At 34.5% G+C, this 24,644-nt stretch carries 20 protein-coding genes and 8 pseudogenes; 3 read left to right on the top strand and 25 right to left on the bottom strand.

What is annotated here, in order from left to right; genetic code table 11:
• Positions 1-18 precede the first annotated feature (18 nt).
• The 11 genes and pseudogenes from ABLO99_RS00475 to ABLO99_RS00540 form a co-directional block, all read right to left on the bottom strand.
• Positions 19-1,117 (bottom strand): annotated as a pseudogene (locus ABLO99_RS00475) (IS110 family transposase); the annotation flags it as partial.
• Positions 1,111-2,179: pseudogene (locus ABLO99_RS08645) on the bottom strand (IS4 family transposase); the annotation flags it as partial. The pseudogenes ABLO99_RS00475 and ABLO99_RS08645, both read right to left, overlap by 7 nt.
• 81 nt (positions 2,180-2,260) lie before the next feature.
• A pseudogene (locus tag ABLO99_RS00500) lies at positions 2,261-2,437 on the bottom strand (IS110 family transposase); the annotation flags it as partial.
• Between the two features lie 848 nt (positions 2,438-3,285).
• On the bottom strand, positions 3,286-4,992 hold the full coding sequence (argS, locus tag ABLO99_RS00505) for an arginine--tRNA ligase (protein ID WP_349967760.1): 1,707 nt from the start codon (positions 4,990-4,992) through the stop codon (positions 3,286-3,288).
• A gap of 124 nt (positions 4,993-5,116) precedes the next feature.
• The gene (locus ABLO99_RS00510) at positions 5,117-5,728 is read right to left on the bottom strand and encodes a hypothetical protein (RefSeq protein WP_349967762.1); all 612 of its coding nucleotides are present in this window, start codon (positions 5,726-5,728) and stop codon (positions 5,117-5,119) included.
• Between the two features lie 162 nt (positions 5,729-5,890).
• Positions 5,891-6,500 (bottom strand): annotated as a pseudogene (locus tag ABLO99_RS00515) (transposase).
• 130 nt (positions 6,501-6,630) lie between these two features.
• Positions 6,631-6,792, bottom strand: a pseudogene (locus ABLO99_RS00520) (transposase); the annotation flags it as partial.
• A gap of 43 nt (positions 6,793-6,835) precedes the next feature.
• Positions 6,836-7,603 carry a 5'/3'-nucleotidase SurE gene (surE, locus tag ABLO99_RS00525; RefSeq protein WP_349967763.1) on the bottom strand — a complete coding sequence of 256 codons (768 nt, stop codon included), beginning with the start codon at positions 7,601-7,603 and terminating at the stop codon, positions 6,836-6,838.
• A 112-nt stretch (positions 7,604-7,715) separates the two neighbouring features.
• Positions 7,716-8,432, bottom strand: a complete 717-nt coding sequence (locus tag ABLO99_RS00530) for a hypothetical protein (protein ID WP_349967765.1) — start codon at positions 8,430-8,432, stop codon at positions 7,716-7,718.
• Positions 8,433-8,716: 284 nt separating this feature from the next.
• Positions 8,717-9,994, bottom strand: a pseudogene (locus ABLO99_RS00535) (IS4-like element ISWpi18 family transposase).
• A 49-nt stretch (positions 9,995-10,043) separates the two neighbouring features.
• Positions 10,044-11,149: pseudogene (locus ABLO99_RS00540) on the bottom strand (integrase core domain-containing protein).
• A gap of 51 nt (positions 11,150-11,200) precedes the next feature.
• Here ABLO99_RS00540 and ABLO99_RS00545 point away from each other — a divergent pair.
• Positions 11,201-12,025, top strand: a pseudogene (locus ABLO99_RS00545) (IS4-like element ISWpi18 family transposase); the annotation flags it as partial.
• A 184-nt stretch (positions 12,026-12,209) separates the two neighbouring features.
• On the opposite strand, the gene ABLO99_RS00550 reads toward ABLO99_RS00545, so the two are convergent.
• Positions 12,210-12,797 carry a hypothetical protein gene (locus ABLO99_RS00550; RefSeq protein ID WP_349967767.1) on the bottom strand — a complete coding sequence of 196 codons (588 nt, stop codon included), beginning with the start codon at positions 12,795-12,797 and terminating at the stop codon, positions 12,210-12,212.
• 115 nt (positions 12,798-12,912) lie between these two features.
• Positions 12,913-13,116: a hypothetical protein gene (locus tag ABLO99_RS00555; protein ID WP_349967768.1), complete on the bottom strand. Its 204-nt coding sequence runs from the start codon at positions 13,114-13,116 to the stop codon at positions 12,913-12,915.
• Between the two features lie 295 nt (positions 13,117-13,411).
• On the opposite strand from ABLO99_RS00555, the gene ABLO99_RS00560 reads away from it, so the two are divergent.
• Both ABLO99_RS00560 and ABLO99_RS00565 read left to right on the top strand, forming a co-directional pair.
• A complete protein-coding gene (locus tag ABLO99_RS00560) occupies positions 13,412-14,233 on the top strand; it encodes a hypothetical protein (RefSeq protein WP_349967769.1) in 822 nt (273 codons plus the stop codon).
• 484 nt (positions 14,234-14,717) lie between these two features.
• On the top strand, positions 14,718-16,709 hold the full coding sequence (locus tag ABLO99_RS00565) for an ankyrin repeat domain-containing protein (RefSeq protein WP_349967771.1): 1,992 nt from the start codon (positions 14,718-14,720) through the stop codon (positions 16,707-16,709).
• A gap of 373 nt (positions 16,710-17,082) precedes the next feature.
• Here ABLO99_RS00565 and ABLO99_RS00570 read toward each other — a convergent pair whose 3' ends face one another.
• The 12 genes from ABLO99_RS00570 to ABLO99_RS00625 all read right to left on the bottom strand — a co-directional run bounded on the left by ABLO99_RS00570 (position 17,083) and on the right by ABLO99_RS00625 (position 24,620).
• Complete coding sequence (locus tag ABLO99_RS00570) at positions 17,083-18,567, bottom strand: recombinase family protein (RefSeq protein ID WP_349968540.1); 1,485 nt, start codon at positions 18,565-18,567, stop codon at positions 17,083-17,085.
• 10 nt (positions 18,568-18,577) lie between these two features.
• On the bottom strand, positions 18,578-19,009 hold the full coding sequence (locus ABLO99_RS00575) for a DUF2924 domain-containing protein (RefSeq protein ID WP_349966970.1): 432 nt from the start codon (positions 19,007-19,009) through the stop codon (positions 18,578-18,580).
• A 4-nt stretch (positions 19,010-19,013) separates the two neighbouring features.
• Positions 19,014-19,457 (bottom strand): ankyrin repeat domain-containing protein, encoded by a 444-nt coding sequence (locus ABLO99_RS00580; RefSeq protein WP_349966972.1) that lies wholly within the window; start codon positions 19,455-19,457, stop codon positions 19,014-19,016.
• Positions 19,458-19,482: 25 nt separating this feature from the next.
• Positions 19,483-20,178 (bottom strand): ankyrin repeat domain-containing protein, encoded by a 696-nt coding sequence (locus tag ABLO99_RS00585; protein ID WP_349966974.1) that lies wholly within the window; start codon positions 20,176-20,178, stop codon positions 19,483-19,485.
• A gap of 159 nt (positions 20,179-20,337) precedes the next feature.
• On the bottom strand, positions 20,338-21,492 hold the full coding sequence (locus tag ABLO99_RS00590; RefSeq protein ID WP_349966975.1) for a phage tail protein: 1,155 nt from the start codon (positions 21,490-21,492) through the stop codon (positions 20,338-20,340).
• On the bottom strand, positions 21,492-22,268 hold the full coding sequence (locus tag ABLO99_RS00595; protein ID WP_349966977.1) for a baseplate J/gp47 family protein: 777 nt from the start codon (positions 22,266-22,268) through the stop codon (positions 21,492-21,494). Before ABLO99_RS00595 ends, ABLO99_RS00590 begins: the two co-directional genes overlap by 1 nt.
• 2 nt (positions 22,269-22,270) lie before the next feature.
• A complete protein-coding gene (locus ABLO99_RS00600) occupies positions 22,271-22,606 on the bottom strand; it encodes a GPW/gp25 family protein (protein ID WP_349966978.1) in 336 nt (111 codons plus the stop codon).
• A 23-nt stretch (positions 22,607-22,629) separates the two neighbouring features.
• Positions 22,630-22,884 carry a PAAR domain-containing protein gene (locus ABLO99_RS00605; protein ID WP_349966980.1) on the bottom strand — a complete coding sequence of 85 codons (255 nt, stop codon included), beginning with the start codon at positions 22,882-22,884 and terminating at the stop codon, positions 22,630-22,632.
• Position 22,885: 1 nt separating this feature from the next.
• Complete coding sequence (locus ABLO99_RS00610) at positions 22,886-23,350, bottom strand: phage baseplate assembly protein V (RefSeq protein ID WP_349967773.1); 465 nt, start codon at positions 23,348-23,350, stop codon at positions 22,886-22,888.
• A complete protein-coding gene (locus ABLO99_RS00615; protein WP_349967775.1) occupies positions 23,337-23,819 on the bottom strand; it encodes a hypothetical protein in 483 nt (160 codons plus the stop codon). The genes ABLO99_RS00610 and ABLO99_RS00615 overlap by 14 nt, the downstream gene beginning before the upstream one ends.
• Positions 23,816-24,313 carry a phage tail protein gene (locus ABLO99_RS00620; protein WP_349967776.1) on the bottom strand — a complete coding sequence of 166 codons (498 nt, stop codon included), beginning with the start codon at positions 24,311-24,313 and terminating at the stop codon, positions 23,816-23,818. Before ABLO99_RS00620 ends, ABLO99_RS00615 begins: the two co-directional genes overlap by 4 nt.
• Before the next feature lies 1 nt (position 24,314).
• Complete coding sequence (locus tag ABLO99_RS00625; RefSeq protein ID WP_052265018.1) at positions 24,315-24,620, bottom strand: hypothetical protein; 306 nt, start codon at positions 24,618-24,620, stop codon at positions 24,315-24,317.
• Positions 24,621-24,644: the final 24 nt, after the last annotated feature.

A 24,644-nucleotide genomic window follows, 5' to 3' on the forward strand; every position in this document is an offset into this window, starting at 1 on the left:
ATCTTCCTCCTAAGAAACTCACTCAACTAACTCTTCTTGTTGAACTAATATGTAGCCAAATTCGCTCGCTTTTTTGATCAAATTTTTTACAGTTCTATCTTTATAGCGTGTTTCATAGTATTCCATTCCTTTTTCTACATATTCCTGTCCGTATTTGAGCATACTATAAAATATGCATGCCATTTTTCTTGCAGTAGCTGTTATTGCTTTTGGTGCTCCTAGTCGTTTTTTCAATCTTCTGTAGTATGCACCCAACGTACTTTTACTATTTCCTACAGAATGAGCAGCTATTCGCAAAGCATTTGCAGCACGGTTAATGACTTTACGTGTTCTTGTATTAAACACTTTTTATTAGCAGGACTGAGTCCCAACCACGACGAAAAGTGCTTTTCTGTTGGCCATTTACTGTGGTTTATACCAACTTCTGAAATTATGGTTTGTATACTTAATACATCAAATCCAGGAATTTTAGTGAAATCCATACCAGTGATTCGTTGCAGTTCCTCATACAAAGCAAAGCTTGGCTTACTTTTGCTATTTTTATTCTTTTGCTTACTTAGCTGTTTGCTTTCACAAGACTTTGTTTCAAACGTTTTATAATAGGCTTCAATATTTCTATCACATTCTGCTATTTTTTCTTGATAAATATTATATAGTTCAAATTCTTGCTTTAGCGTGAATAAGTGTTCTTCTCTATAGTCACCAGCTAACGCTTTTGCAATAGTAGACTGATCATTTTTCATTCGCACGTCCCTGAATTCTGCTGATTTTTCAGAATCTCTTTCGCCTTCAATTATAGCTTCAATGATTTTCATACCAGTTATCCCAGTAATATGACTAATAACCTTGTGTAATTGTATATTCATTTGAATTAATGCCTTCTGCATACGTAGAATATGTGTAGATGCACTTTCAGTGAGATTTCTGCGCTGCCGCACGTAACTGCGCAATACACACATCTGGCCTAAATGATCCATGAAGCAGTCCTTAGCTATGCAGTTGTTGGAGCCATTGGCAATCTTGAACGTCAGACTTCCTACCAGTTTACATGCCGTGCATTTACCAATCTTACCTCGAATTTGTATGACTCAAGTATTTGAAATCTTACTATTACCCATAAGTATAAAGTTCAGTAGCAAGCCTCCATCCTTCTGATAAATCAAAGAGACGTCTCCATCCTTTCCAAAGGGTAATAGGTCCAGGTTCTGGGTCATTTTTTCTGGCTAAGTGGCCTCCAAGCTGAGCAATCCATGAAACAACCTCTTTTATAGTAGGAGTTACATTTGGGCATTTGTGTATTTTCGCGTATAAAACTTTCCACTCTTCTTCAGCTAATAAAGTAGTGTTGGATTGGTTCTTGCAATTGTTGTAATAAAAAAAATTCTCCAAGCAATAACACTCATAACCGTTAAATACCTCATTAATCTTTCTGCTGTTTCAAGTCTACATTCTTCAACTTTAAGGCCAGATTTTAAAATTTTATGAAGTATCTCTATCTTCCATCTAAGACAATACCAACTAACCTTTTCAACTGCCTCATCAAAAGTATTAACAGGAAGATTCGTTAAAAGCATCCACTCTAGCGGACTTGCTTCAGGAGGACAGAACACCATAAACTGCATAAAGTGGTAGGTTATATAACTCTTTATACCTTATGTGCCTTTTAGGCGGATCCATCATAAACTTCCCAAACTTAACCTCTAAACATGCTGTTCTTTTTGGCTTATTATCTCTAGCAGGGATTTCAATTTCTATTGTACCAATGCTAGAGAAGTCTTCAAAAAATTCCATAATTTTTGTTTATCGTTGGAAAATCTGGATTTTCTATTTATATCTCGATCTTTGGAAGCTCTTACTAAAACTGCTGAGTTAAGATTACGTGCAAGTTCAAAAAATTCATAAATATCTGCCTCTCTATCACATACAGTTATAGCTTCAGTTTTAGTTGAGTCTATATATGCTATCTGTTTTCCTTAGGCTTTCTAGCCACTTTATACTTTCTTTATCTTCAATATGTGCTCTTTTACGATTCCTCTCTTTTAGCTCTTTGGCTTCTTCAGAAACAGGTGGTCTCGAGTAAATTTTTTATTCCTAATGCCAAGCCTTCTGTACTAACAGCAAAAGCTGTATGCAGCATAACACCTTTACTACGTTTTCTTGAGATAATTCCCAACCCACTTGCCATTTTTATACCCTCAATATTTGCAAACTTTAATATTCTAATACTTTATTTATAAGTCCATTTATATTTGTGGGTAATAGTAAGTTCTAAAGTCACTAAAGAATTAGGTAAGATATCTGAGAACTTTTGACACAATTGTTGCCAACCAGAAGTATTATTGTCAAATTCGACAGCATTCTTCTGCTTGTGAACTGCAACAACATTTTTGAATTTTCCGATGTCAATGCCAATAAAATTTTGATAAGATGCAATCATGATAACCTCGATAGTTTTATTAATTTAAGATTGTAAACGGGTATGTCCCACACAACTATTCAAACGTATCGAGAGATGGGCTAGTGTACCTTGATAACGACGGTTGTAATACCAATTTTCCCTCGGTCGCACATGCCCGTGATAGCTCTATTCCTATAGTGAATAGAGCTATCTTTCCCTCTTGTTCGTTTTATAACATATTTTTAACTTACAATATTCTCTTTGGTTACTTACTCTCATTTTTTGTGGCATAAGTTATACTTGTTTGAAAAATGCTTATTTTACAACAAAATGCGTTACTAACCATATATTGAAAAGCTTTTCTCCTTACAATATAACACTAGCTATGCAACAAAGCCATCCCGATAAAGTGAATGATAACTTGCCTTATCGTTATCCTCCATGCTGTCTTCCATCCTATGAAAAATGTCGACCTCTATGATGCCAGAAATTTCGGGACTCAATACCTTCACTTGCGTTGTACCCTGTGTTGTCCATTCCATTAGCTTTACTACGCTCGTTACCTTACGCACCATAATGATCTATTCTAGGCTGTTGGCTAGACTTTGCCTAGGTTGACCAACTGTATTCTAAACGCTTTTCTTGGCGCACTCAATAGACTTCTTGTATAATTTTTGGCCTTACGGATTAGGAAGCAAGAAATAATAATTCTTGTTCTACTAAGACATGCTCTACTACAACAGCATCTTCATTTAAGTGTTGTAGCATTCCACTCTCTCCTCTTTTCATATCTCACAATGACATCTATTACTTTTATTATTGTACTTACCTCTACTTACATAAATAATTTATTATCACACTTAATATTACGCATTATTTAAAGTAAATTAACTCATTTCTTCCAAAGGCTCTATATTAAAAATAGAAAGTCCAGAAGCAATGACATGCGCTAAAGCTTGTACAAGAAACATTCTTGCGGCAGTAAGGTTTAAGTTGTTTTCCAATATGAACCGCATGTTTAAATCGCTTTTGCCATACCCCCATAAAACGTGAAATGCTTCTGCAACTTCAAGTAAATAGAAAGTAATTCTGTGTGGCTCACAAAGCCTTGCTGCAATTTCTACCACATCTGGCCATTTTGCTAAGGTTTTTATGAGAAATATCTCTCCATCTGTCTTTAAAAGTAAAGGATTTGCTTTTGGCAATTCTTTTGGAGCATTGCGCATCAGTGAATGAGCACGAGCATGCGCATATTGCACGTAAAAAATAGGATTATCTTTTGATTGCTCTTTAACTTTAGTAAAATCAAAGTCAAGAACCATATCATTCTTGCGTGTTAACATTATAAAACGAGTGATATCCCTGCCAACCTCTTCCACTACATCTCTTGCTGTGAGGAAGTTTCCTGATCTTTTGGACATCTTAACAGGTTTGCCGTTCTCAAAAAAATTCACAATATTATGCAGTTTTACCTCTATTTTTGCTTGATCATCACTGAGCGCAGAGACAACTGCTTTGAGCCTTTTGACATAACCGCCATGGTCACTACCAAGCTCTACGATCATATTGTTAAAACCACGTGATATCTTATCGAAATGGTAAGCGATATCCGAGGCAAAATAAGTCCAGCTGCTGTCCTCTTTTTTCAATGCTCGGTCAACGTCATCACCAAATTTTGTAGAGCGAAATAACATTTCTTTTCTGGAAGTCCAATTTTCACTTTCTTTGCCTTTTGGTTTCTCCAGGTACCCTTCATACACTAAGCCCTTGTCGGATAATATCTTTATACTCTCTTCGATTTTGCCACTTTTTTGCAGCTCATACTCTGAAGTAAAGACATCATGATTTACTCCAAGCAAGTTCATGTCTTCCTTTATGAGTTCTAAGATAGAGCTTAAAGTATATTCTCTAATTATCTGATTATCTTCCTCTTCTCTAAGCTCCTTACCATATTTTTTAGCCAGCCCCCCTCCTATTGATTTTAAATATTCACCTGGGTATAAACCTTTTTCGATGCTAATTTTTTTTCCCAGAGCTTCTTTATATCGAAGATATACTGACCGAATTAGCGTATCTATCTGCGCTCCAGCATCATTAATGTAGTATTCTCTAGTAACTTTATAACCAACTTTCTTTAGTAAATTTGCTAAAACATCACAAAACACTGCTCCCCTTGCATGACCAATATGCAGTGGACCAGTTGGATTTGCAGATACAAATTCAACATTGATGGCTTGATTGCCTCCTATATCTAGGGTACCAAATTCTGTTTTTAGCTCATTTATTTGTTTCAAAATTCCATGCCACACTTCTATTTTTAAGTGCATGTTGATGAAACCAGGGCCCGCTATTTCCACTCTTGCAATTTCATCAAAAAGTTCAAATTCTTTAGCTAAAACCTCTGCAATCTCAACAGGATTCTTTTTTTTATGCTTTGAAAGCACCATAGCAACGTTTGTGTAAATATCTCCATGCGCTCTATTGCTTGGAGGTTCTACGACAAAATTTGTTACACTTGTGCTTATAACACCCCTTTGTTTTAATTCATTTAATTTGCTGGAAATTAGAGAAAAAATCCACTTGAAAATGCTCATTAACTAAAAAGCTAAAAATCTATAGCAGTATAGTGGATAAATGGGGAAAGGTGAAGGGTTATCTTACCTGATTTACGTTGCAATTTTTGTAATTTCTGGACCAGAAATTAATTGCATACCATCTCTAAATATAAGCTCTACCAACTCCTATAGAGGTTAGTAGAGCAGAACTTATAATTAAGAATACCGAATCAGCATATATTGGGTTAGCTACACATTGCATACTTTCCAAAAGATCGTACATGTCAGGTTCACGAGAAGGGACCTCAATTACTAGATCTTTATTATCAGTGAACAGTTTTTCTAAGTTAATACCTTCATAAAGATAAATATTTGAAATAATCTTAACAAAATCAAGTACATAATCTTTTATCTTTAACTCGATGTTATTACTATAGCAGTGATTTTGACAAGGCCCATCATCTTTATATTTCGCTAAAAACAGAAAGACTCTCTGCGGGTTTTGACTCTTACCTTCATCTCTAGAGTAAGTAACATAATCTTTATCTGTTACTATTACATCTTTGCCTTTAGTTGTGCAATCACTAAATATAAATTCCCCCTTTTCACCATCGGCAGAATTGCGAAATATTCCGTATTCGTGATTTATAGTTCCTATTAACTTTCCAGGAACTGCAATATTATTTTTTAAGCTATACTTACGTATTTCAACTGCATTAGTCAATAAATTGTCTTCCGCGCCATTAAAATATTTGTATAGTTTTGGTCTTGCCATTAAATATACTGAACCTACTTTTTTTGAAAGGTCATCCAAGTCTTTTATGTGATCTTTATTGAAGTGAACTAAGTTTGTGAAGGGAATATGAATCTTGCATCTCTGGTTATGCTGCTACCGCCTTTATCACACCACATAGAGGTTGTCCTGAAACTAGAAAACTTAGGCATATTTCCTCGTTAACATAACCCTATTCATAGCAAGGCATATGAAATTTTCAGTAGATGTTGTAAGCAAATCATATTCCTTTGATAGCCTTCTATTCCTCAAGCAAAAGTCCTTTCTACAACCCACCTTCTTGGCTGTACTTAAAATCCCTGTTCTCTCGCTGGCAGCAGCTCAAGCGTTATGTACCCAAAATCTACATGGAGGTCTTTTAACAATTTTAATATCTATGTCATATTCTTTCTTTATATGCCTTTTTCTACCTTTTACTTTTTTATTTCCATCATAACCTTTGACCCCCCTTTTTCTGTAGTTTTCACAGATTGACTGTCAAGCGCTTGGCTTCTCATTTCTTCCTATTTTTCTCCTGCTATATTTGGCAATTCATTTTCTCAAAAATTTCCTGCTTTTTCCATTGCCTAAACTGCTCATACACAGTCTTCCATAGCATTCCCGCCATTGGCATCCTGTACGCAATACATAGAAAATTGCCTCTAATATTTCTCTTTTACTATACTTTGGCGGTCTTCCTCCTTTCTTGTATCATACTCTGAAATATTTTTCTATTCGGCCTTTCACTTAGATCTGTTGGATACTTTTTTCTCATTTCTTACCTCACTTTTACATTTCTTATACTATACCTTATCCTACTTTCAAGATAATCTCTAAGTTTCCGCTCGCCACAGTCTTCTACATTTTCCAACCAAGCAAAAAATAACCCATCTTTTGGTCCACTAACAACCACTTTTTAGAATGTATAGCACTCCGCAAAATATGCCATACAAATCAACTTTTCTTGGTCTTATTTTCTTCCTGCTGCTCTCCAGTATTGGCCTGATTTTTTCAAATTGCTCTCGATTTATATCACTTGTTTTGCATAGATATACCTCATTCTTAATCTATGCCTATTTTACCTCATCATCTAGAGATTCTTAACAGGTTCTAAGGAGCAATATAAGTGTTAGCTATAGAAGAAAATTCGTCTGCGTAAGAATTTTTCATAGCATTCAATGTATCATAATCTGTAAAATCTAATTTTACCGGTGTAATAGTAATAAATCCTTCTTTTATTTTATCTACACTACCGCTGCCTGAGTGTTCTCGAGACCAATTTAAGCTAAAAGAGCCATTTAAATTTTCAGTAAAAGTGAGATCTCCATCAATGTTATATTCACCTTGTTCAGCAAATTCTACTCCTTTCACTTTTTCTGTAGCAGGAAAATTTACACTCATCACTGTATTTTTAGGCCAATTAACTTTAACTAGCTTGCTGATAGTCTTTGGTGCAAAAATCTTTGTATTGTGCCAGTTTATTTCATTACAATAAGCTTGGCTTAGCGCGATAGAAGGTATAAACCTTGCAGCACCTTCCATTGCAGCACCAACTGTTCCTGAATAACAAATATCATCTCCGACATTTGATCCAATATTTATTCCAGACAATATTAGGTCTGGTTTTTTATTCATAATCTTATTTAGTGCAATGATGACACAGTCTGCAGGGGTACTAGATACACTAAACTCCCTTTCGCTATGTTGGTTTATTTTAATAGATTGTTTGACTGGATAATCAAGAGATCTTGCAGCTCCACTCCTATCAGCATCTGGTGCCACTATCCATATTTCTGATGCAAAATTTTGCGCAATCTCTTTGAGTAATTTTATTCCCTCACTTTCAAAACCATCATCGTTTGTTATCAATATTATCATATGCAATACTTAGCTATCAAAATACACCTGATCATTGATGAGACTTTAAATTTCTTTGCACAACTATAACAAAATAACCTGCGACAAATCAATAAGGAAAAATTAAGAGCTACTAAGCAGCAGAAAATCTTGCCACGTTTCCCAAAAATGCTTTCACTTTTTCAAGATAAGTAGATGGTTCTGCAGGGATTTCTATATTATCTATTACAGCATTTACCGATTCCTTGATATCCTCGTCTGTAATTAATTCTTTCAATTTCTGCTTTATAGGGCCCCTTCCAACTTCTTGACCATATCTATTATAGTAATCAATATACAATTTATTAAAGACAAATTGCTTTGCCTCTTCCATTAACTTACCCATACTATCTTTTACTTCAAGATCCATATCATTCTCAGAGTAGAAATTGTCAAAATTATCCTTTAAAATCTTCATCTTTTTACTTTCACAACGGTTGAGAAACTCTTCCGTAATGCTCGGCATTCTTTCGTATACTTGAGCATTTATCTCAACTGTAAAGTTATTTTTTGCTTCAAGACAACTAAGTGAATAAATAATACGATTAAACATTCCAAGATGACATGCACCGTTTCCTTCTTGTAAGCGCATTAGTAACATACACTTTAGTAAATCTACATCTAATTTTTGATTTTTCGCTGCAGCTAAAACTAAGTTTGCAGCTTGTGTTAGTGTTAATCCAGTTCTTGATTCTCTATAAGTTGCTCTATTGGAATCATTAAAATTAAGATAAAGTTTTAATTGCTCTTTTTGCTCAGTTGTCAGCTCATCTGAATTATTTATGTAGTCTTCAAATTCTTTGTTGAGCACATTTGGTTGATTCCCGAATTTCTGCTTTAAGTCTTGAGCGCATCGGAGAATGCTATACTCAAAACTACTCGTATGGACACTCTGGCTGCACTGCCATTAAGTTAAGGGAAAGAGAAGTTAAGATTGGACAAAAAATTTGAAGTGATTGATAATTATGGTAAATACTAGGGTGAATTTTTAAGAAAAGAGAGTCTGAAAAGTGCAAGTTATTTAAAAAAGTAATAATTGCAGGTTATTTTGCAAAGAATGTACTAATGCAATGATACTGAAAAGATATCTTGAATTTAAAACACATGTTTTCTAGCTCTTTTCTGGTAGTTGAGTGAACGAATATCAGATATCTTATGACGATCAACTCTTCTCCCTTTTCTTACCACTAAAGTGTTCATCAAAAATAACTGTGATAGTCGATCCATAATGCAGTCTATGTCTGACTCTGTAGAAAAAATATCAAAGGCTAAGTTTTTAATCGCATTAAATGAGACAGATTTATTGATGCTTTTTTTTAGTTTACTATTCTGTGCGCTCAATGTCTCTTCATCATCTTCTATCATGATACTTTCTAGATTACTGATGAAGATAGTTGACCAAAAATCCTACTTGATAGTTTCAATACTTTTTCCTGTGAAATTCTCTAAATTTAATCTTCCCTTCAGCCTAGAAAAAAATGTTTCTACTCCCCAGCGCAAGTAATATAATCTCTCAAACTCTTCGACTGTAAAACTTTGCTCATCTAACAGAGATGTTACTAACACTTCAACTTCTCCAGAAGAAAGTATTATTTTGACTAACCTGAATTTCATCTCATCAGGTAATCCTAGCTTTCGTAGCTGTCTTGCTACTTTAATAGGTGCGGTAGACACTACCACCATACTAGATGGGCTTTCCGGCTTAAACATAGCGTTTATTTCATTGAAAGACGAACTTGGACAGCGAATTATATAATTGATTTTCCTTCCTGTAAGCTCAGCAAGAAATCGATAAGATACGTATCCTCTATCACAGATTAACAAATCGTCTGATTTTATGGATTCAAGCATACCGATCGCTAAATCAACCTCATAGCTGTCACCTCTACTTAGCACAGATTTTATTGCAATATTATTTAGCACATCGTAGCAAACTTCAAAGGTTGCACTTGTATAGTCTTCAAATCTCTGGATTCCATTCCATACTGCTCTTGAGCCAAACTCGCCTATTATTTTGTCGCTCTTTGGCAGAATCAGTATTGAAGCATCAAATGCAAGTACTCTGAAGCCATGGTGGGTTTTAAATTCCTGATCTTGGTAGTATAGGGAAACTATATCATCATTTAACTCTGAAAACGCAGTATGCTTTAGCTTCTTTCTTGCTTGAGTAAATGCACTTGCCGTAATTGTGTAATCTTTTCTTGTATGCAGAACAAACTCATTAAGCATTACTTGTAATGACTTTACACTCTTTCTAAAAATCAGGAGAAATACATTAATGAAGGGCAGCTTTCTTTTTCGTGAGAAGTCTTTTGAGGATGCTCTGTGTGCGTTTATAAAGTTTAAACTCATCAATTTATTTTTTATAAACATGATTATTCTTTTTTTTACTCATGTCATTACTTCTTTTAATTTGTGGATCTTACCTGATTTTACAATACAGTCCATCACTTTCCCTTAACTTAATGTGTAATAGTTTAGACTTGATCTGACAGGCATGAATTATCTGACAGAAGAATTGAAAACCGATATCAGCATCCTGTTTAATGCTATCAATATTTTTCTGATAAGCAATATGCATACTATCAAAAAAGGTTTGCATAGCCATAGCAATATTTACCTGAATGTGGTCTAGATCTATTGTAAGAATGCACCCAATGGTCTACGTCTAACTGAAGTTCTGCCAAAGAGGTGTAAATTTTCTTTCTAAAGATAATATTGTAACATTCATCTTCTGTGGAACCTTTCACATATGCCATTAGTCTGTGGAGTTGGTTCGAGAATGATCAATATTTTCTACCCCTAAATATAGCTGTGATTTTCAGGTTTGCCACAATACTCTGTACCACGATCCGTCAAAACACGTAGCAATCTGTTCATCAAAGAACGGTACTACCCTATCATTAAGAAGATCTGCAGCTGTGATAGCAGTCCTTTCTGTGTAAAGCTTAGCAAAAGCAACTCTGGAATAGGTATCAACAAAGGTTTGCTGGTAAATTCGTCCAATACCTTTGATATTACCAACATAATAACTGTCTTGGCTACCTAAGTATCCTGGATGCTCTGTTTCAATTTCTCCATGGGCCTCTTTTTCTTCCTTAGCCTTTTCTAGAGCTGTTATCTGTTCTTCTGTTAAAATGATACCATCCTGAGCTACTTTTGCTTCTAATGCCTTTAACCTCTTTTTAAAGTTTTCAAGATCGTTTCTTTGCCACACTGATCTTATTCCACTTGCAGAGATCTCTCTTTTTCAGTTCGTTTGCTGCTCTTTCTTGTCCGTATACTGGAAACTCTATTGCTATTTCAACTACTGCTTTTTCTATATCCTCCGACACTCTATTTGCATACAATGGCTTGCTTTTGCTTATCTCGTGTAAAGCCTCTTCTCCTCCTGTTTCATACAGTTCTTTGAAGCGGTAAAATGTATCCCTTGAATATCCCATACGCCTGTGATACATTTCCTAATTGCTTTGCAAGTTCTAGCAATCCTAACTTTGGTTTTAGTATTTTTTCTTGTGTTGTACTCATATCTGACACTCCTTTAAAATTTGTTTGTATTTTTATCTTACTTTATTAACCTGTCAGATCAAATCTAAACTATTACAGCTAAGTAGAGGTGACAGCTATGAGGTTGATTTAGCGATCGGTATGCTTGAATCCATAAAATCAGACGATTTGTTAATCTGTGATAGAGGATACGTATCTTATCGATTTCTTGCTGAGCTTACAGGAAGGAAAATCAATTATATAATTCGCTGTCCAAGTTCGTCTTTCAATGAAATAAACGCTATGTTTAAGCCGGAAAGCCCATCTAGTATGGTGGTAGTGTCTACCGCACCTATTAAAGTAGCAAGACAGCTACGAAAGCTAGGATTACCTGATGAGATGAAATTCAGGTTAGTCAAAATAATACTTTCTTCTGGAGAAGTTGAAGTGTTAGTAACATCTCTGTTAGATGAGCAAAGTTTTACAGTCGAAGAGTTTGAGAGATTATATTACTTGCGCTGGGGAGTAGAAACATTTTTTTCTAGGCTGAAGGGAAGATTAAATTTAGAGAATTTCACAGGAAAAAGTATTGAAACTATCAAGCAGGATTTTTGGTCAACTATCTTCATCAGTAATCTAGAAAGTATCATGATAGAAGATGATGAAGAGACGTTGAGCGCACAGAATAGTAAACTAAAAAAAAGCATCAATAAATCTGTCTCATTTAATGCGATTAAAAACTTAGCCTTTGATATTTTTTCTACAGAGTCAGACATAGACTGCATTATGGATCGACTATCACAGTTATTTTTGATGAACACTTTAGTGGTAAGAAAAGGGAGAAGAGTTGATCGTCATAAGATATCTGATATTCGTTCACTCAACTACCAGAAAAGAGCTAGAAAACATGTGTTTTAAATTCAAGATATCTTTTCAGTATCATTGCATTAGTACATTCTTTGCAAAATAACCTGCAATTATTACTTTTTTAAATAACTTGCACTTTTCAGACTCTCTTTTCTTAAAAATTCACCCTAGTATTTACCATAATTATCAATCACTTCAAATTTTTTGTCCAATCTTAACTTCTCTTTCCCTTAACTTAATGGCAGTGATCAATAAGATAGCCTGACCATCCACACATGGGAAGATTTTCAATAACATGCAGCTTAACATTATATTCATTACAAATCATACTTCCCTCAATTTCAGGCCTGCCACATATAGGAATCTGCAACGTATTTCCATACTTTAAATCAGTTAACGATGAAAATACGTCTTTATTGTCTTTCTGCATTTTTTCTATATCTTCAATACTGTGTTCTATACCAATCAAGTAACTATTCCATAATTCATCATCATCAATACCAGGCTCTGGAAGTACTACTGTAGAATCTTCATGGTTTCTAGCATCTGCTATAACCTTTTCTTTCACTTCTTGATTACTTAAAGCTTGCTTCCTACACACTTCTCTCAAAGATTTCGCAGTAAAGTTTGTTCCAGGCTTTAATTGCTTAAGTCCTTGTGCAACTGCATCAAAGAAACAATCCCCCCTTCCAATTGCTTTCCCTATTGTAAAACCTTCTGGCAGCTGTAAGCCACTACTTATCAAACTAGATTGATCAGGTGTTTGCTTAAAAAGCCCTAGGCTTTTCTCTGCATGATTTACAGAGCATGATGCATCTAACATAATACCTCCAGCATTAATTGTCACTACATTATGGATAAAAAAAATAACACAAGAAGAACTTTTTAATATTTTATTTGAGATACATAGTTTATGTTTTTAAAACTATAGCCAGTGCTCACAAATACACTTCTGTTTTTTTACTGCAATGTACTAACTGCTCCTTTCTATTTCTAAATACTAATTCAACTTCACATATCACTAAAAACTTAATAACACATCCACTTTCAGCAACAAAAACCAGAAGCGTGAGAACATTTTTCTTTGGAATGGGTTGGCCTACCGCTAGATCCGTGCGAACTTTTTTATATGGTAATTTCATTGTACGCTAAAACCAACTATATTAGCCTACTTTAGCCATGTTTACATACGAACTGTTTTGTATAACTTTGTTACAACAATTTCACATTCTTATTTACACAACGCCGCTTTTGTTTAAATTGTTCTCACAAAGGTAGGTACTTTTTTGTGGTTTTGAAAAAGTAAATAATTTGATTTTTTGTTGCGCTGAAGAGTCCAGCATTCTCCACAAGTTTTAAATAACTTATTAATATACTTGAAAGTTGCTGAAAATATCCAATACTATAATATTGATATAATTAATATGGTGAAATAAAATGGATTTTAGTAAAATGGATTTTAGTAAACATGTTGACGGTCATTCTCTAATTATTCGAGATCCTTCAGTAAATGTACAGGAACTAGTGCGCTTTTTACGAGATCACACACACATTACAAAACTTAGTATACTAGCTTGCGAAATTGGTGATAAAGGTGCAGAAGCTTTAGCTAAGGGTAATTTTCCAAACTTGACCGAACTTCATTTGGAAGGTAACAATATTACTTCTGAAGGTCTGAAAGCTTTAATTAATGGTAATTTTCCAAAGCTTACTAATCTTAATTTGCATGATAACAATATTGACGCTACAGGCGTACAGGCATTAATTACGGCATCAAGTAAAGTATTTCCAAAGCTTACTAATCTTGATTTGCATAATAACAATATTGACAATAAAGATGCAGAAGATTTAGTTAAAGCATTAGATAGTGGTATATTTCCAAAGCTTAAGGAGTGTAACATAAACGGTAACCACATCTCTTGTGAACTTATTGAAAGATTAGATTGTGTGATAAAAAACAGACCTCAAAAAGGAACCGTGCAGATGGGAAATAAGTTACCCTTTGTAATCGCTTCTGCTGGCTTATTGTTAAGTTTAAGCATATCGTACTTTGCAGGAGCTGCTGCTTTAACCCCTGTTGCTACTGCCATTTCAGTGTTTCTTGCAGCTGCAGTAGTTGGCACATTAGTAGGTTACAGTATTGGTAAGTTTTATAAAAAGGTTAGTGAAGAGAAGCAAAAAGATCTTGATACGAGTACGTTGACTGCTGTTAAAAATGTACTATGTAGTGTATTTACTAAGTCACAATTGGGGGCTTAATTCAAGGTAGCCTTGTTGCGTAGTTATTTATTAGAAGTGTAATGGAATTAATAGTATGTGTTATGCTATCATGTTATCTATATGAACTTTAGCTAGCATGGCATCTGCACTAAAATATTTTTTGAAAAAGTTAGTTGACTTGTAAATAATTCTCTACTAATACTGGCATGTGTTTGTTTATTCTGCTGAAGTTGCTCCATGCAGGTTTGCTGTAAAAACTTCAGCAGTTTCCGTACTCCTTTAAAGCATCATGCTCTTATAGTAGTGATATCAAGTATAGGTCTTAACCATGTTGATTTATAGTAAAATTAGCTCAAATTTGGAGTCATAAGCAACTTTTAACCTCTCTATATACTCCATTGTTACTCACCATAAAAACTTAACAAAAGCTTAACTACATAAGTAGTAAAAAGATTATGGTTATTGATTTAATGTTACATATTGCATATAATGTATTATGTATCTTAGCATTAGAGAGGTAAGTATGGGTGAGTCTACTGGGATAGTAAAATCTATCATCAATCTACTAAAACCAAAATCCAAACCAGAACCATCTGATTTTGAATATGAATCAATTATAGAACATCTATCATCTAAAGAGCATTTATTAAATGAGCTGATGAATGATATGTGGTACTCAGGAGATTTACCATCAGTTAGAAATCATAATGAACCATCATCTTTGATAGATAGCAAACTTGGATTAAGTGAACAGATTTGTGTTTGGTTTGCTCTAGATCACGATCTTACGCCAAGTCAAAAAAATTTAAACAAAAAGTTACTTAGTGCTCTAAAATGTTTAGCTTCTAACTGTGGTTCATTTGATAATACTGAGCCCCTTGAAGAATTTTTATATGATAATAAAAACAATAAAGATTTAAAAGTAGTTCTTAACATCAAAAGAGGAGAATCTCAATCAACAGTATTGCATGCGATTGCAGGAGCAAATATTGGTGGATTTCGTCGCACAGGAAATCAGGCTATAGATTTACTCTTAGAAGCGGGCGCAGATCCTAACATACAAGATAATAAAGGAAAAACACCATTATACCTTGCTGCTGCCAAAGGTCACCACGATAATGCAAACTCTCTTCTCTTGAAAGGAGCTAACCCTAATATAACAAGTAGAAAGGGAAGAACTCCACAACAAATAGCAACTAATAACCTCTGCTATGATATTGAAGAATTATTTTTAACTGATAAACAGAAAAAGATGAATAAGGAGTTGTATGACTTACTTGTACTCGATTCAGACTGCACTAAAAATTTAAAGGAGTTTTTAAGTAAGCATAAAAGAGATTCAGACCTAAAAGTGGTGCTAAATATTCGGCAAGGAATGGGTGAATCAAAAGTGTTTTCGTATGTTGATCGTTTTTCTTGGGACAATGAAGGTCTTATTCAAGAGTTAAGAAAGATATTTTTAGAAGCAGGAGCATTAGATTATGGTATAAATATTTATCGTCAGCAAAAGGAAGGACAGGCCAGTAAATTACTCGTTAATTTAACTTCAAATCAAAAGGAGAAATTAAATAAGTTTTCTGATAAGGTATTGCGAGCTCAAAATATGGCTGAACTTGAAGAGATTGTAAATGATGCTATAAAGTCTGGCGTACGATTAAACTATTCTCTTTCACAAGATTTCTTTTCAGGCAATGAGTACACTTTTACCGATTATGTGATGAAAAAAATCAGTGATGAGTTGGAAAAAAATCCTAAAGTTTCTAGTAGTATAATATGTCAATTAGTATCAAAAGGGGCAGTGTTTGGTAATACAGTTGATGCTAACACACTGACATCAGAATTTAAAGAGCATAAAACTAACCTAAAAAAAGCTTATAGAGATTATGTTAGCAATTCTCATAAGTTTATTGAAATCGCAAAAAGTGCAACCAATAGCGAGCTAAAAGATGCAAGAGTGGACAACTCCGTTTTTTACTTAGAATATTCTAAAGATAGTAAAATAGACATTATAAAGATAACAGATGGGGTAAGGGGTTTAGGTCTAACCGATGGAGAGATAAAGTGTGGAAGAAATATAGTAAAGATCGGTAGAAGTGAAGTAGAAATTAAAACTGAAAATGGCATAAGGAATTATACAGATCTTACAGAAGGCAGCAGTATAGTATTAACTTTCTATACTAGTTTGGGAGAATTAGAAGTTAGATTATGCCCTCATGAAGAAAATAAAAATTGGATAAAAGTAGAGGTGAGTGAAGAAGGCCTACTTCTACTCGATAAAATAGACAGTTATAATGAAGCAATAGAAGATTGCAATGAAGGAATAGAAAATTATGAAAAGATAGGACAAAATTGCTTATTGGGAGGTTTATCGGTTATTGAAGCTATAGACCGAGGTGTTTTTGCTAGATCCGGTGGATTAATGCATCCTGAAGTCATAAGCGAGTCTAACAACAAATGGACAGAACGTGAAGAGTTAAGAAGGACTTCTGATCCTAGGAGAGAAGTTTCTAGATAGATTAAAAAAGTTAAAGATTATTATTTAAATATAAACTGCTATAGTTTATAGATTAAGAAGTTCGTACCAATGTCTTTTAAGAACACTCTTTTATATTGTTTTTAAGCTGGCTACAAAATGAAGATATGGAACATACAATTGGCTGAGCTGCCTTTTACACTCCAGGTCTACTATTAAAATATGCAGCTAAAATTGGATCATTTTCTACCATTGTTGAATCTAATCTACTAAAATCTTAATTATTTATATTAATATTTTCGCATAATTGATTTTGTAACATTTATTTGCTCTTCTACATCAATCTCAACATCTTTTGGCATGGCCCTTTGTAGCATCTCCTTCTGGCACATACTCTTTTGATCTCCTATTGCTTTTATAAATTAAAACCGTAAAACTTCTCTAATTGCTCGCTCCACAGCATCGGTATTTCTCTCAAATCAACTAACTTCAAACCTCTTGGTTGTTTTCCACTCACTATGTCTTCTTTAATCTTCGGAGCTAAATAATTTAACCTTAAAATTTGCTGTATTCGTCTTGTACCTATATTAATTTTGGCACTCAGCTCCTTCACACTTCCATATTTTCCCTCTTCTAGTTGCCGTTTCCACAGATGGGCTCTTACCACTGCTTTCAGTAGCGCATTGTTTGTTTTGCCTTCTGGTTCTATTACTACACATTTGTTTCCTTTCTTTTTTATTGCTATAAATTCCACCTTATTCTCTGAACTGACTTCTATTCCATCTTCTCTTATCATTACTCCCTTTATTAACTTTTTCACTACTTCTTTTTGCTTTCCAAAACTTAAATTTTTCCATTCTTCTGCTTTTTCTCCCCATTTTTCATATAGCTGCTCTGCTTTCTTCATTACTTCTTTTTCTACTTCTCCTGCTACTATTGTTCGATTTATTGATTCACAATTTTTTCCTCTTAAATGGTTATTACATATATAATATCGGTACCTTTTATTCTCTTTTTTTGAGTATGTCAGCGTCATATTTACATCACAGCTCTTGCACTTTATTATCCCCTTTAGTAGCGCTTCCTCATATTTTGCTTTTCTATATGGCTGATTCTTTATTAATTCTTGCGCTTTTTGCCATTTTTCTTGTTCTATTATTGCCTCATGCTTCCCTTCATATTGCTTCTCATAATGTCTGATTTTTCCCATATATATTGGATTTGTTATTATTCTTCTCACCGTCGCTTTTTTAAAGATATCTGCTTTCGTTCTGTAACCTTGACTATTTAGCTCCCTTGCCAATTCTGCCATTGATTTTAGCTCCACATATCTTTCAAATATGTGCCCTACTATTTTCGCTTCTTTTTCATTTATTATTAACTCTTTATCTTTCACATCATATCCCAGCGGTAAAGTTCCTCCCATCCACAATCCTTGCTCTTTTGATGTTGCTATTTTATTTTTTACTCTCTCTACTATCATCTCTCTTTCTAGTTGTGCTGCTCCTGATAATACCGTTTGTACGAACTTTCCCATTGGCGTATTATTGTCAAATATCTGCGTTACTGCTACAAAATTTACTCTATGCCTTCTAAAAAATGACGTTACTTCTATGCTGTCTTTTGTTTCTCTTGATAACCTATCTAGTGTATATACTACTACACAATCTACTTCTCCTTTTTTTACATCTTCAAACAACTCCTTTATCGCTGGTCTTTCTAAATTTTTTCCTGAATATCCTCCATCATCGTGCCTTTTTGCCAATATCACCCAGCCTTCTTTGCTCTTTATATATTTCTCACATGCTACTCGCTGTGCATCAAGACTGTTAAACTTTTGTTCTAGCCCATCCTCATTTGATTTTCTCGTATATATCGCACACCTTACTTCTTTTAGCATTTTATTCTCTTCAATTTTCACTTTTATCACGCATCCCAAATAATAAAGGTCCGTTGTAGCTCATTCCCATTATTCTCCCTGCTACTGCTGACAATGACGTATAAAACTCTTCTTTATAGATTAAACCCTTATCTGTTACCATTACTGCATGCGTCTCTTCACCTCTCTCTAATATTAATTCTGTCCCTTCTATTGGTAATTTATCGCTACTTATTCTTTTTCCCTTCTCTAGCCGATCTGCCAGATACTCTAGTCTTTTTGCTCCTTTTCTTGACATTTCTCCATACGCTTTTTCCTGCATTCTATAAGCTAATCTCGGTATCAGATATTTCTTTGAGTATCTAGGCGCTTCTTCCCCAAATACCTTCTTCCATATTTTTCTCAGTTCATCCAAAGGTTTTCTCTCTAAATTCATTACTTTCTTTTCTGTTTCTTTCTCCATATTTTTAGCCCTTCATAAATAACTTTTCAATTCTGTCTGTTTCTTTCTTTAATACCTCGGTTACTTCTTTACTATAATCCATCGCTGTCATTCCAAATTTATCCGCTTGCTCTATTTCTCCTCCAGCTTTCACTAGCTCCTCCACTATTTCTTTTTCACCTACCATACATGCAAGGTGCAGCGGTGTGCATTTATTTCCATATTCCTCAGCATTTACATTCCCTCCTGATTTTATCAATTCCCTCACGATTTCTAGACGTTTCTCCGTTACCGCTAGGTGCAGTGCTGTGTGTCCTTCTACATCTGCTGCATTCACATTCGCTCCTTTTTCAACTAATACCCTCACTGTTTTTGCGTCTACTGCATAATGCAGAGCTGTTCTGTCTCTTTCATAAATATTTTTAAACGAGTTCTCTAATAGTGACTCCTCTTTTTCTTTTTTACTCATAATCTACCTCACCTTTTCTTTAAACCTAAGCCTTCCTTCTCACCACCTCATCTATCATTTCATTCACTTGGCTGATTATCTTGCTTGCTAAATTTTGACATTCTTTCTTTATTAGCGATTTGTCTCTCTTCCTTATTTCTTCTATCTCTATTATTTTTAACTCTGGTAAATAACTCCCATTCAACATGTCTGCTATTTCTCCCACTAGCCTCTCTATTCCATAGCACGTCAGTTCTCTACTTTTTGTTACTCCACCTTTTTCTCTTAAAAATTTACTTGCCTTTTCACTTTCTTTGCTATCACATAGACGATACTTTTCACTTTCCCAGATGTAATACATTGGTGTTGCACCATATTTATTCAGTTGATTAACTTCAGCTCCGGCCTTCACTAGCTCTTTTATTATTTCAACTCCTCCTATTTTGCACGCAGAGTGGAGTGGCGTACATCCACTGACATATTGAGTGGCGTTTACTTCTGCTCCTTCTCTTAGCAGCACTTTTACATTTTCTAAACTTTTTGCGAATACTGCACAGTGCAGAGGTGTATAACCATTTTTGTCTCTTGCATTAACCTCTGCTCCTTTTTTTATTAATAATCTCACTGTTTTGTAATCAGAGATTTCTACTGCTTGATGCAAGATCGTCTCTCCTTCTTCATTTCTTTTATTAATATCGTTACTTGATACTTCTTTAAAAAACTTACTCTTGCTAAAACTCATTTCATACCTCACAAACCTAGCGCCAGACAAATTTCTTATATTTACCTGCTGCTATTCAAGTCATGTCCTTTTTAGCATGAAAAAGCAAGCCTTTTTCTTTTTATTTCATACACTTTTACCTATTATTAATATAATATATGAGTATCTAAATATAAGTACTTAACTTATTAGAGATATTATTCGACTATCTTTCCAACTTCTGTGCAAATGTCGATGTTCATGCCACTTCAGTACTCCCGGGTAAAATACTAAAATGTGCTTTTCTAATTCGTGTATTGAGTCTTTTTGCTCTAAATCATTTTTATAGTAAACGTTGTGTTCTGCTAAAACATATTTTCTGACCTTCTGATCTGTATAATTTTCTACTTTATAGTTGTGAGTAACGCTAAACCTTTCTAAAATTGGCTTGTGTTTTAAACTCCAATGTTGCCCTGAAAGTTTATCGTTTCCCAATACAAATTTATTTCCTTCTTCTTCTATGCTACCAACCGGAAAGCACGCATTTGTTTCTCCTAAGTTCCAACTGTCCGATAATATAACTTGCGCTTTCGCAAACTTTATTGCTGGTAATAAACTCTGTGGTAATGGATATAGTGCTTTTAAGTTGTACCACAAATGATCTCTTTCATAGATGCCTTTGTAATCCTTTATGTGAGGCTCGGTTTCTCCAAGGATTGCTACATCTAGGCGATATATATCATTGCTTAAAGCTCGTTCATAATGATCGCGTAGATAGTTTTCTATAATCCTAATAACTGGACCACTAGACCTGAAAAAATTTACTCTTCCAAATGATAACACTGGTCCATCTTTTTCTATTTTTACCCCTGAATAATCAGAAAGAAGATCTCCAAATAAACTCTCATCCAATATAAATCTCTGCGCATTATAATAATCGTTAAAAATCCTCATCAATCTGGATCTTACAGGCAGTGATAGTTTTGCCAGCTCTACTACTGCATCTACGAAGAAGTCATTTGGTACCTCTTTTATCCCTACTTGCAACTCAAAAAAGTGTTTACCGGGTGGTTCTTCGATGATTGTAATGTCTTCTATATTTGCCCACTTGAGTGCTATTTTAAGTGATTTAGGTGTTCCTCGCAGTCTTTGAAATTTTACTCCTTCTACTACGGCTTTTCTTCTATCTTTTACCCAACGCAGTATCTCTTCTAAACCATATTCTTCTATTATCCACGGCAATGTTTCTTCTTTAAGACTAAACTTAAATCCTCTGATACAGTTTGGATCTACTTTATAATCTATCACATCTACCAGCGCTCTTTCCTGCTTTGTTGCATTTGGTGGCAATAACATTACTCAACCTTTAACTTTCTTAATGCAGCGCACTCATTTCCTAGTACTACAACGTCCTCTTTTGGCTCGATTAATTCTACGTTTTCTACACCATCTACAAATAGATTCGCTATTATCCATGATCTTGTAACATTCCATCCCAGCCTTCTATTTGCTTCAAACTTCTTAATAAACTGCTTCTTGATTTCTTCCTCTGATATTACAGGACTTATGCTCATTCTGCTGTGGATATCTATTTCCATAATATTGCAGCCAATTATTGTTACTGTATCTGTTAAAACCCTTATATCATCTCTAGTAACCTGCTTTTTTACAATTTCCAGTAGCTCTTCTAATGCTATGCCAGTTTGTGTTGATAAGATTGAAATTTGTACTTTTCCTGGTATAGGTGATTCTACTAGTGCATCTTTTACTCTACTATCTGCTGACAGTGCATGATATTTATAATATTCCTTACTTCCTCCTGTTGACCAACCTGCTATTTTTGCTTTTACCCTCTTTCTAAATCTTTCATCCTCTTCTTCTTTTTGTCTTTCCACTCCATAAAACTCAGCCAAATTATCAAGATCTTCTCCTGTCGCAAATTTAAGTAAGTTACTCTTTACTGCTTCATTTATTCTTTCTCTAAGCAAAAGTTCTCGCCATGCTGCTACTTCTAATACCTTCATTGCTGGATCACTTTCTACCAATCCTGTAAAGCTTGCATCACGCTTCACTAACTCTTCCTTCATCCGAGCAAAAATCTCTTCAAAGTTCAGTGATTCAGGCTGCTGCATTTTTAAACAACTACTCCATTAATATTTATGAACTTACCTTCTGAAAGATAGACACCTTCTAAATTCAATGTTACTCTCCCTTCTTTTACTCCTTCAACTTTTACTTTTTCTAACTTAAATCTCTTTTCCCATTTTTCCAGTGCTTCTGCTGTTGCTGCATAGATTTCCAAAGTTAAATCTCTATTTATTGGCTTATCTACTAATTCAAATAGTCTTGACCCATAATCTCTCCTCATTATTCTACTGTTAATAGGAGTGGTCAGTATATCAATTATTGATTGTTTTAGATGTTCTATTCCTTCTAATTCTTTTCCTGTTTTAGCGTCCATTCCTCTCATTTTTCGACTACTTTAATTTTTTTTTATTTTGAAAACACACTTTGATTTTTACTTACTACTTGAAAACTACAGGACGCCACATCACCTGTTCTCGCTACACCAATACCATTTACAAATACGCTGTTTGATCCTTGTGCTAGTGTCTCTCCCATAGTTAAGGTATCACTTCTACGACAGACAGATCTACCATTAATACGCACATCTTTACTCCCGCTTACGCAAACATGAATAGGTACTCCAGTACAATTATCACCTGTACAAACTATAGCTCTTCTCATGTCAATTTAAATCTATTCTACTTCCTTTCAGTTTTATTCCACTTTTTGTCATTTCTATTCTCGATTCTCCAGCTTTCAGTGTTATTTTATCTACTACTTCAATCTCTAAATGATGTTTATCTTTATCGTATGACAACTTTGTTCCATCTTGAAATGTTAAGCTACTCACCTCTTTTTTATTCTCTGATGCAGGGTATTTTTCCTGGTATATCCCTCCTAACGCCACTCCTAACGATAATTCGCCAAGAGGAGAAAATATCATAACCTGTTCACCGATATCTGGTGGAGACCAATCTCTATCTTTTCCTGCTTTGCTCGTTATCCATGGTAAATAATCTGTTAAAAATTCTCCTATTTTAACTCTTACTTTTGCTTTTTCATAATCTATTTCTTTTACAACTCCTATACGAACAATGTTGGCCATTTTCCTCTGTAGTTCCGAAATTGCAAAATTATTTTCTAACATTTATTTCACCGATTTCTATTTTGTGTGGCATAAATTTTCCTTCTTTCAAAATAGATCGCCCTACGTGTATTGTATGCACCCATTCAACCATCCACACGAGATATGCATCTAATTCTGGCCTAAAATCATCTCCTCCTCCTGATATAAATTCTCCTGGTGAAACATTTTTCACGTTCCAAGTATTTTTATTTACTACTCTTGCTACTTCTGCTGCTAATGTTCTGACAATAATAGGTGCATTTTCTATAGTACTATCAACTACTATTCTTGCTTCAAATCTTACCCTCAGAGCTAGTTCACCTGTTCCTGGATCACTTCCTTTTTCAAGACTACTAAGTTCTACTAATACCGCTGGTGCTAACGGTTCTTTTCTTATCGTCGGATATACTTCGCATGTTTGTATAGTTAGGATTTCTTTCTTCAGTGTAGTACAAATTGCTTGATGTAAATCTGTCCAGAACTTTGTCATACCTTTAAAATATAGTTTAGCTCATGCTTAAAGTATTTCTCAAACACTCTCTCACTCTCATAATTAACAAGGTCTTTTATTATTCTTGAGCCTTCAGGTTCCAGTGGTAGCTTTACTTCTTGTATTGGCAATGCTGCCCTTCCTTCACGTTTAAACATACCGCTATTTCCTTTTGGTATAACTGCTGCAAATCCTCCTATAAACTCATGCTTTCCTACTTTCGATCCTCTTCTTGTTTTTTGTATTTTTCCAATTGCCGATGCTCTAATGTCATAGAGACTTGCTCTAATTAACACTTCTAATCTGCTTGTTTTTGCTTTAAAAATTCTTAATCTCTTTCTTATCAAACTTTTCTTTTCCTCACTAATTTCCTTAGCTGCTTGTGATTTTAGCCATAGTGCTGTTCTGTTTAACGCTCTCACTATTGCTAATTCTATTTTTTTTCTTTTAGCGTTTACACTTTCTATACTATTAACTTCTATATGCACAGACATTTTACACCCCATACGCTTCGATTCGCCAGACCATTCCAGATTTATCTCTAAGTGGTGGTGTGTGTATTTTGTATTTGCAATCACCTATAACAAAAATATCTCCTACAATTGGCCTCAGTATATCAAAAATGCTTACCTCAAGAAAAAGCATCTCTCCCACAAATTGTCCTTCACCAATCTCGTATAATTTATCTGGCTGTTGCTTTAATACCTGTACCATATATGACTTATCCTTTGATTTATATAAAGCCACTTCTCCTAAATGGGCAAAACAATCTTTAAATAATCTCTTAATATTCTCTTGCACGTTTCTCCGCTATATACTAACATT

This window comes from Wolbachia endosymbiont of Armadillidium arcangelii, assembly GCF_040207875.1.
In the GTDB taxonomy this organism is placed as follows: domain Bacteria; phylum Pseudomonadota; class Alphaproteobacteria; order Rickettsiales; family Anaplasmataceae; genus Wolbachia.

Coding starts and splice junctions, on each gene's coding strand:
- argS (WP_349967760.1), bottom strand. CDS start 4,992: ATGAGCATTTTCAAGTGGATTTTTTCTCTAATTTCCAGCAAATTAAAT.
- ABLO99_RS00510 (WP_349967762.1), bottom strand. CDS start 5,728: ATGGCAAGACCAAAACTATACAAATATTTTAATGGCGCGGAAGACAAT.
- surE (WP_349967763.1), bottom strand. CDS start 7,603: ATGATAATATTGATAACAAACGATGATGGTTTTGAAAGTGAGGGAATA.
- ABLO99_RS00550 (WP_349967767.1), bottom strand. CDS start 12,797: ATGTTAGATGCATCATGCTCTGTAAATCATGCAGAGAAAAGCCTAGGG.
- ABLO99_RS00555 (WP_349967768.1), bottom strand. CDS start 13,116: ATGAAATTACCATATAAAAAAGTTCGCACGGATCTAGCGGTAGGCCAA.
- ABLO99_RS00560 (WP_349967769.1), top strand. CDS start 13,412: ATGGATTTTAGTAAAATGGATTTTAGTAAACATGTTGACGGTCATTCT.
- ABLO99_RS00565 (WP_349967771.1), top strand. CDS start 14,718: ATGGGTGAGTCTACTGGGATAGTAAAATCTATCATCAATCTACTAAAA.
- ABLO99_RS00570 (WP_349968540.1), bottom strand. CDS start 18,567: ATGCTAAAAGAAGTAAGGTGTGCGATATATACGAGAAAATCAAATGAG.
- ABLO99_RS00575 (WP_349966970.1), bottom strand. CDS start 19,009: ATGGAGAAAGAAACAGAAAAGAAAGTAATGAATTTAGAGAGAAAACCT.
- ABLO99_RS00580 (WP_349966972.1), bottom strand. CDS start 19,457: ATGAGTAAAAAAGAAAAAGAGGAGTCACTATTAGAGAACTCGTTTAAA.
- ABLO99_RS00585 (WP_349966974.1), bottom strand. CDS start 20,178: ATGAGTTTTAGCAAGAGTAAGTTTTTTAAAGAAGTATCAAGTAACGAT.
- ABLO99_RS00590 (WP_349966975.1), bottom strand. CDS start 21,492: ATGTTATTGCCACCAAATGCAACAAAGCAGGAAAGAGCGCTGGTAGAT.
- ABLO99_RS00595 (WP_349966977.1), bottom strand. CDS start 22,268: ATGCAGCAGCCTGAATCACTGAACTTTGAAGAGATTTTTGCTCGGATG.
- ABLO99_RS00600 (WP_349966978.1), bottom strand. CDS start 22,606: ATGAGAGGAATGGACGCTAAAACAGGAAAAGAATTAGAAGGAATAGAA.
- ABLO99_RS00605 (WP_349966980.1), bottom strand. CDS start 22,884: ATGAGAAGAGCTATAGTTTGTACAGGTGATAATTGTACTGGAGTACCT.
- ABLO99_RS00610 (WP_349967773.1), bottom strand. CDS start 23,350: ATGTTAGAAAATAATTTTGCAATTTCGGAACTACAGAGGAAAATGGCC.
- ABLO99_RS00615 (WP_349967775.1), bottom strand. CDS start 23,819: ATGACAAAGTTCTGGACAGATTTACATCAAGCAATTTGTACTACACTG.
- ABLO99_RS00620 (WP_349967776.1), bottom strand. CDS start 24,313: ATGTCTGTGCATATAGAAGTTAATAGTATAGAAAGTGTAAACGCTAAA.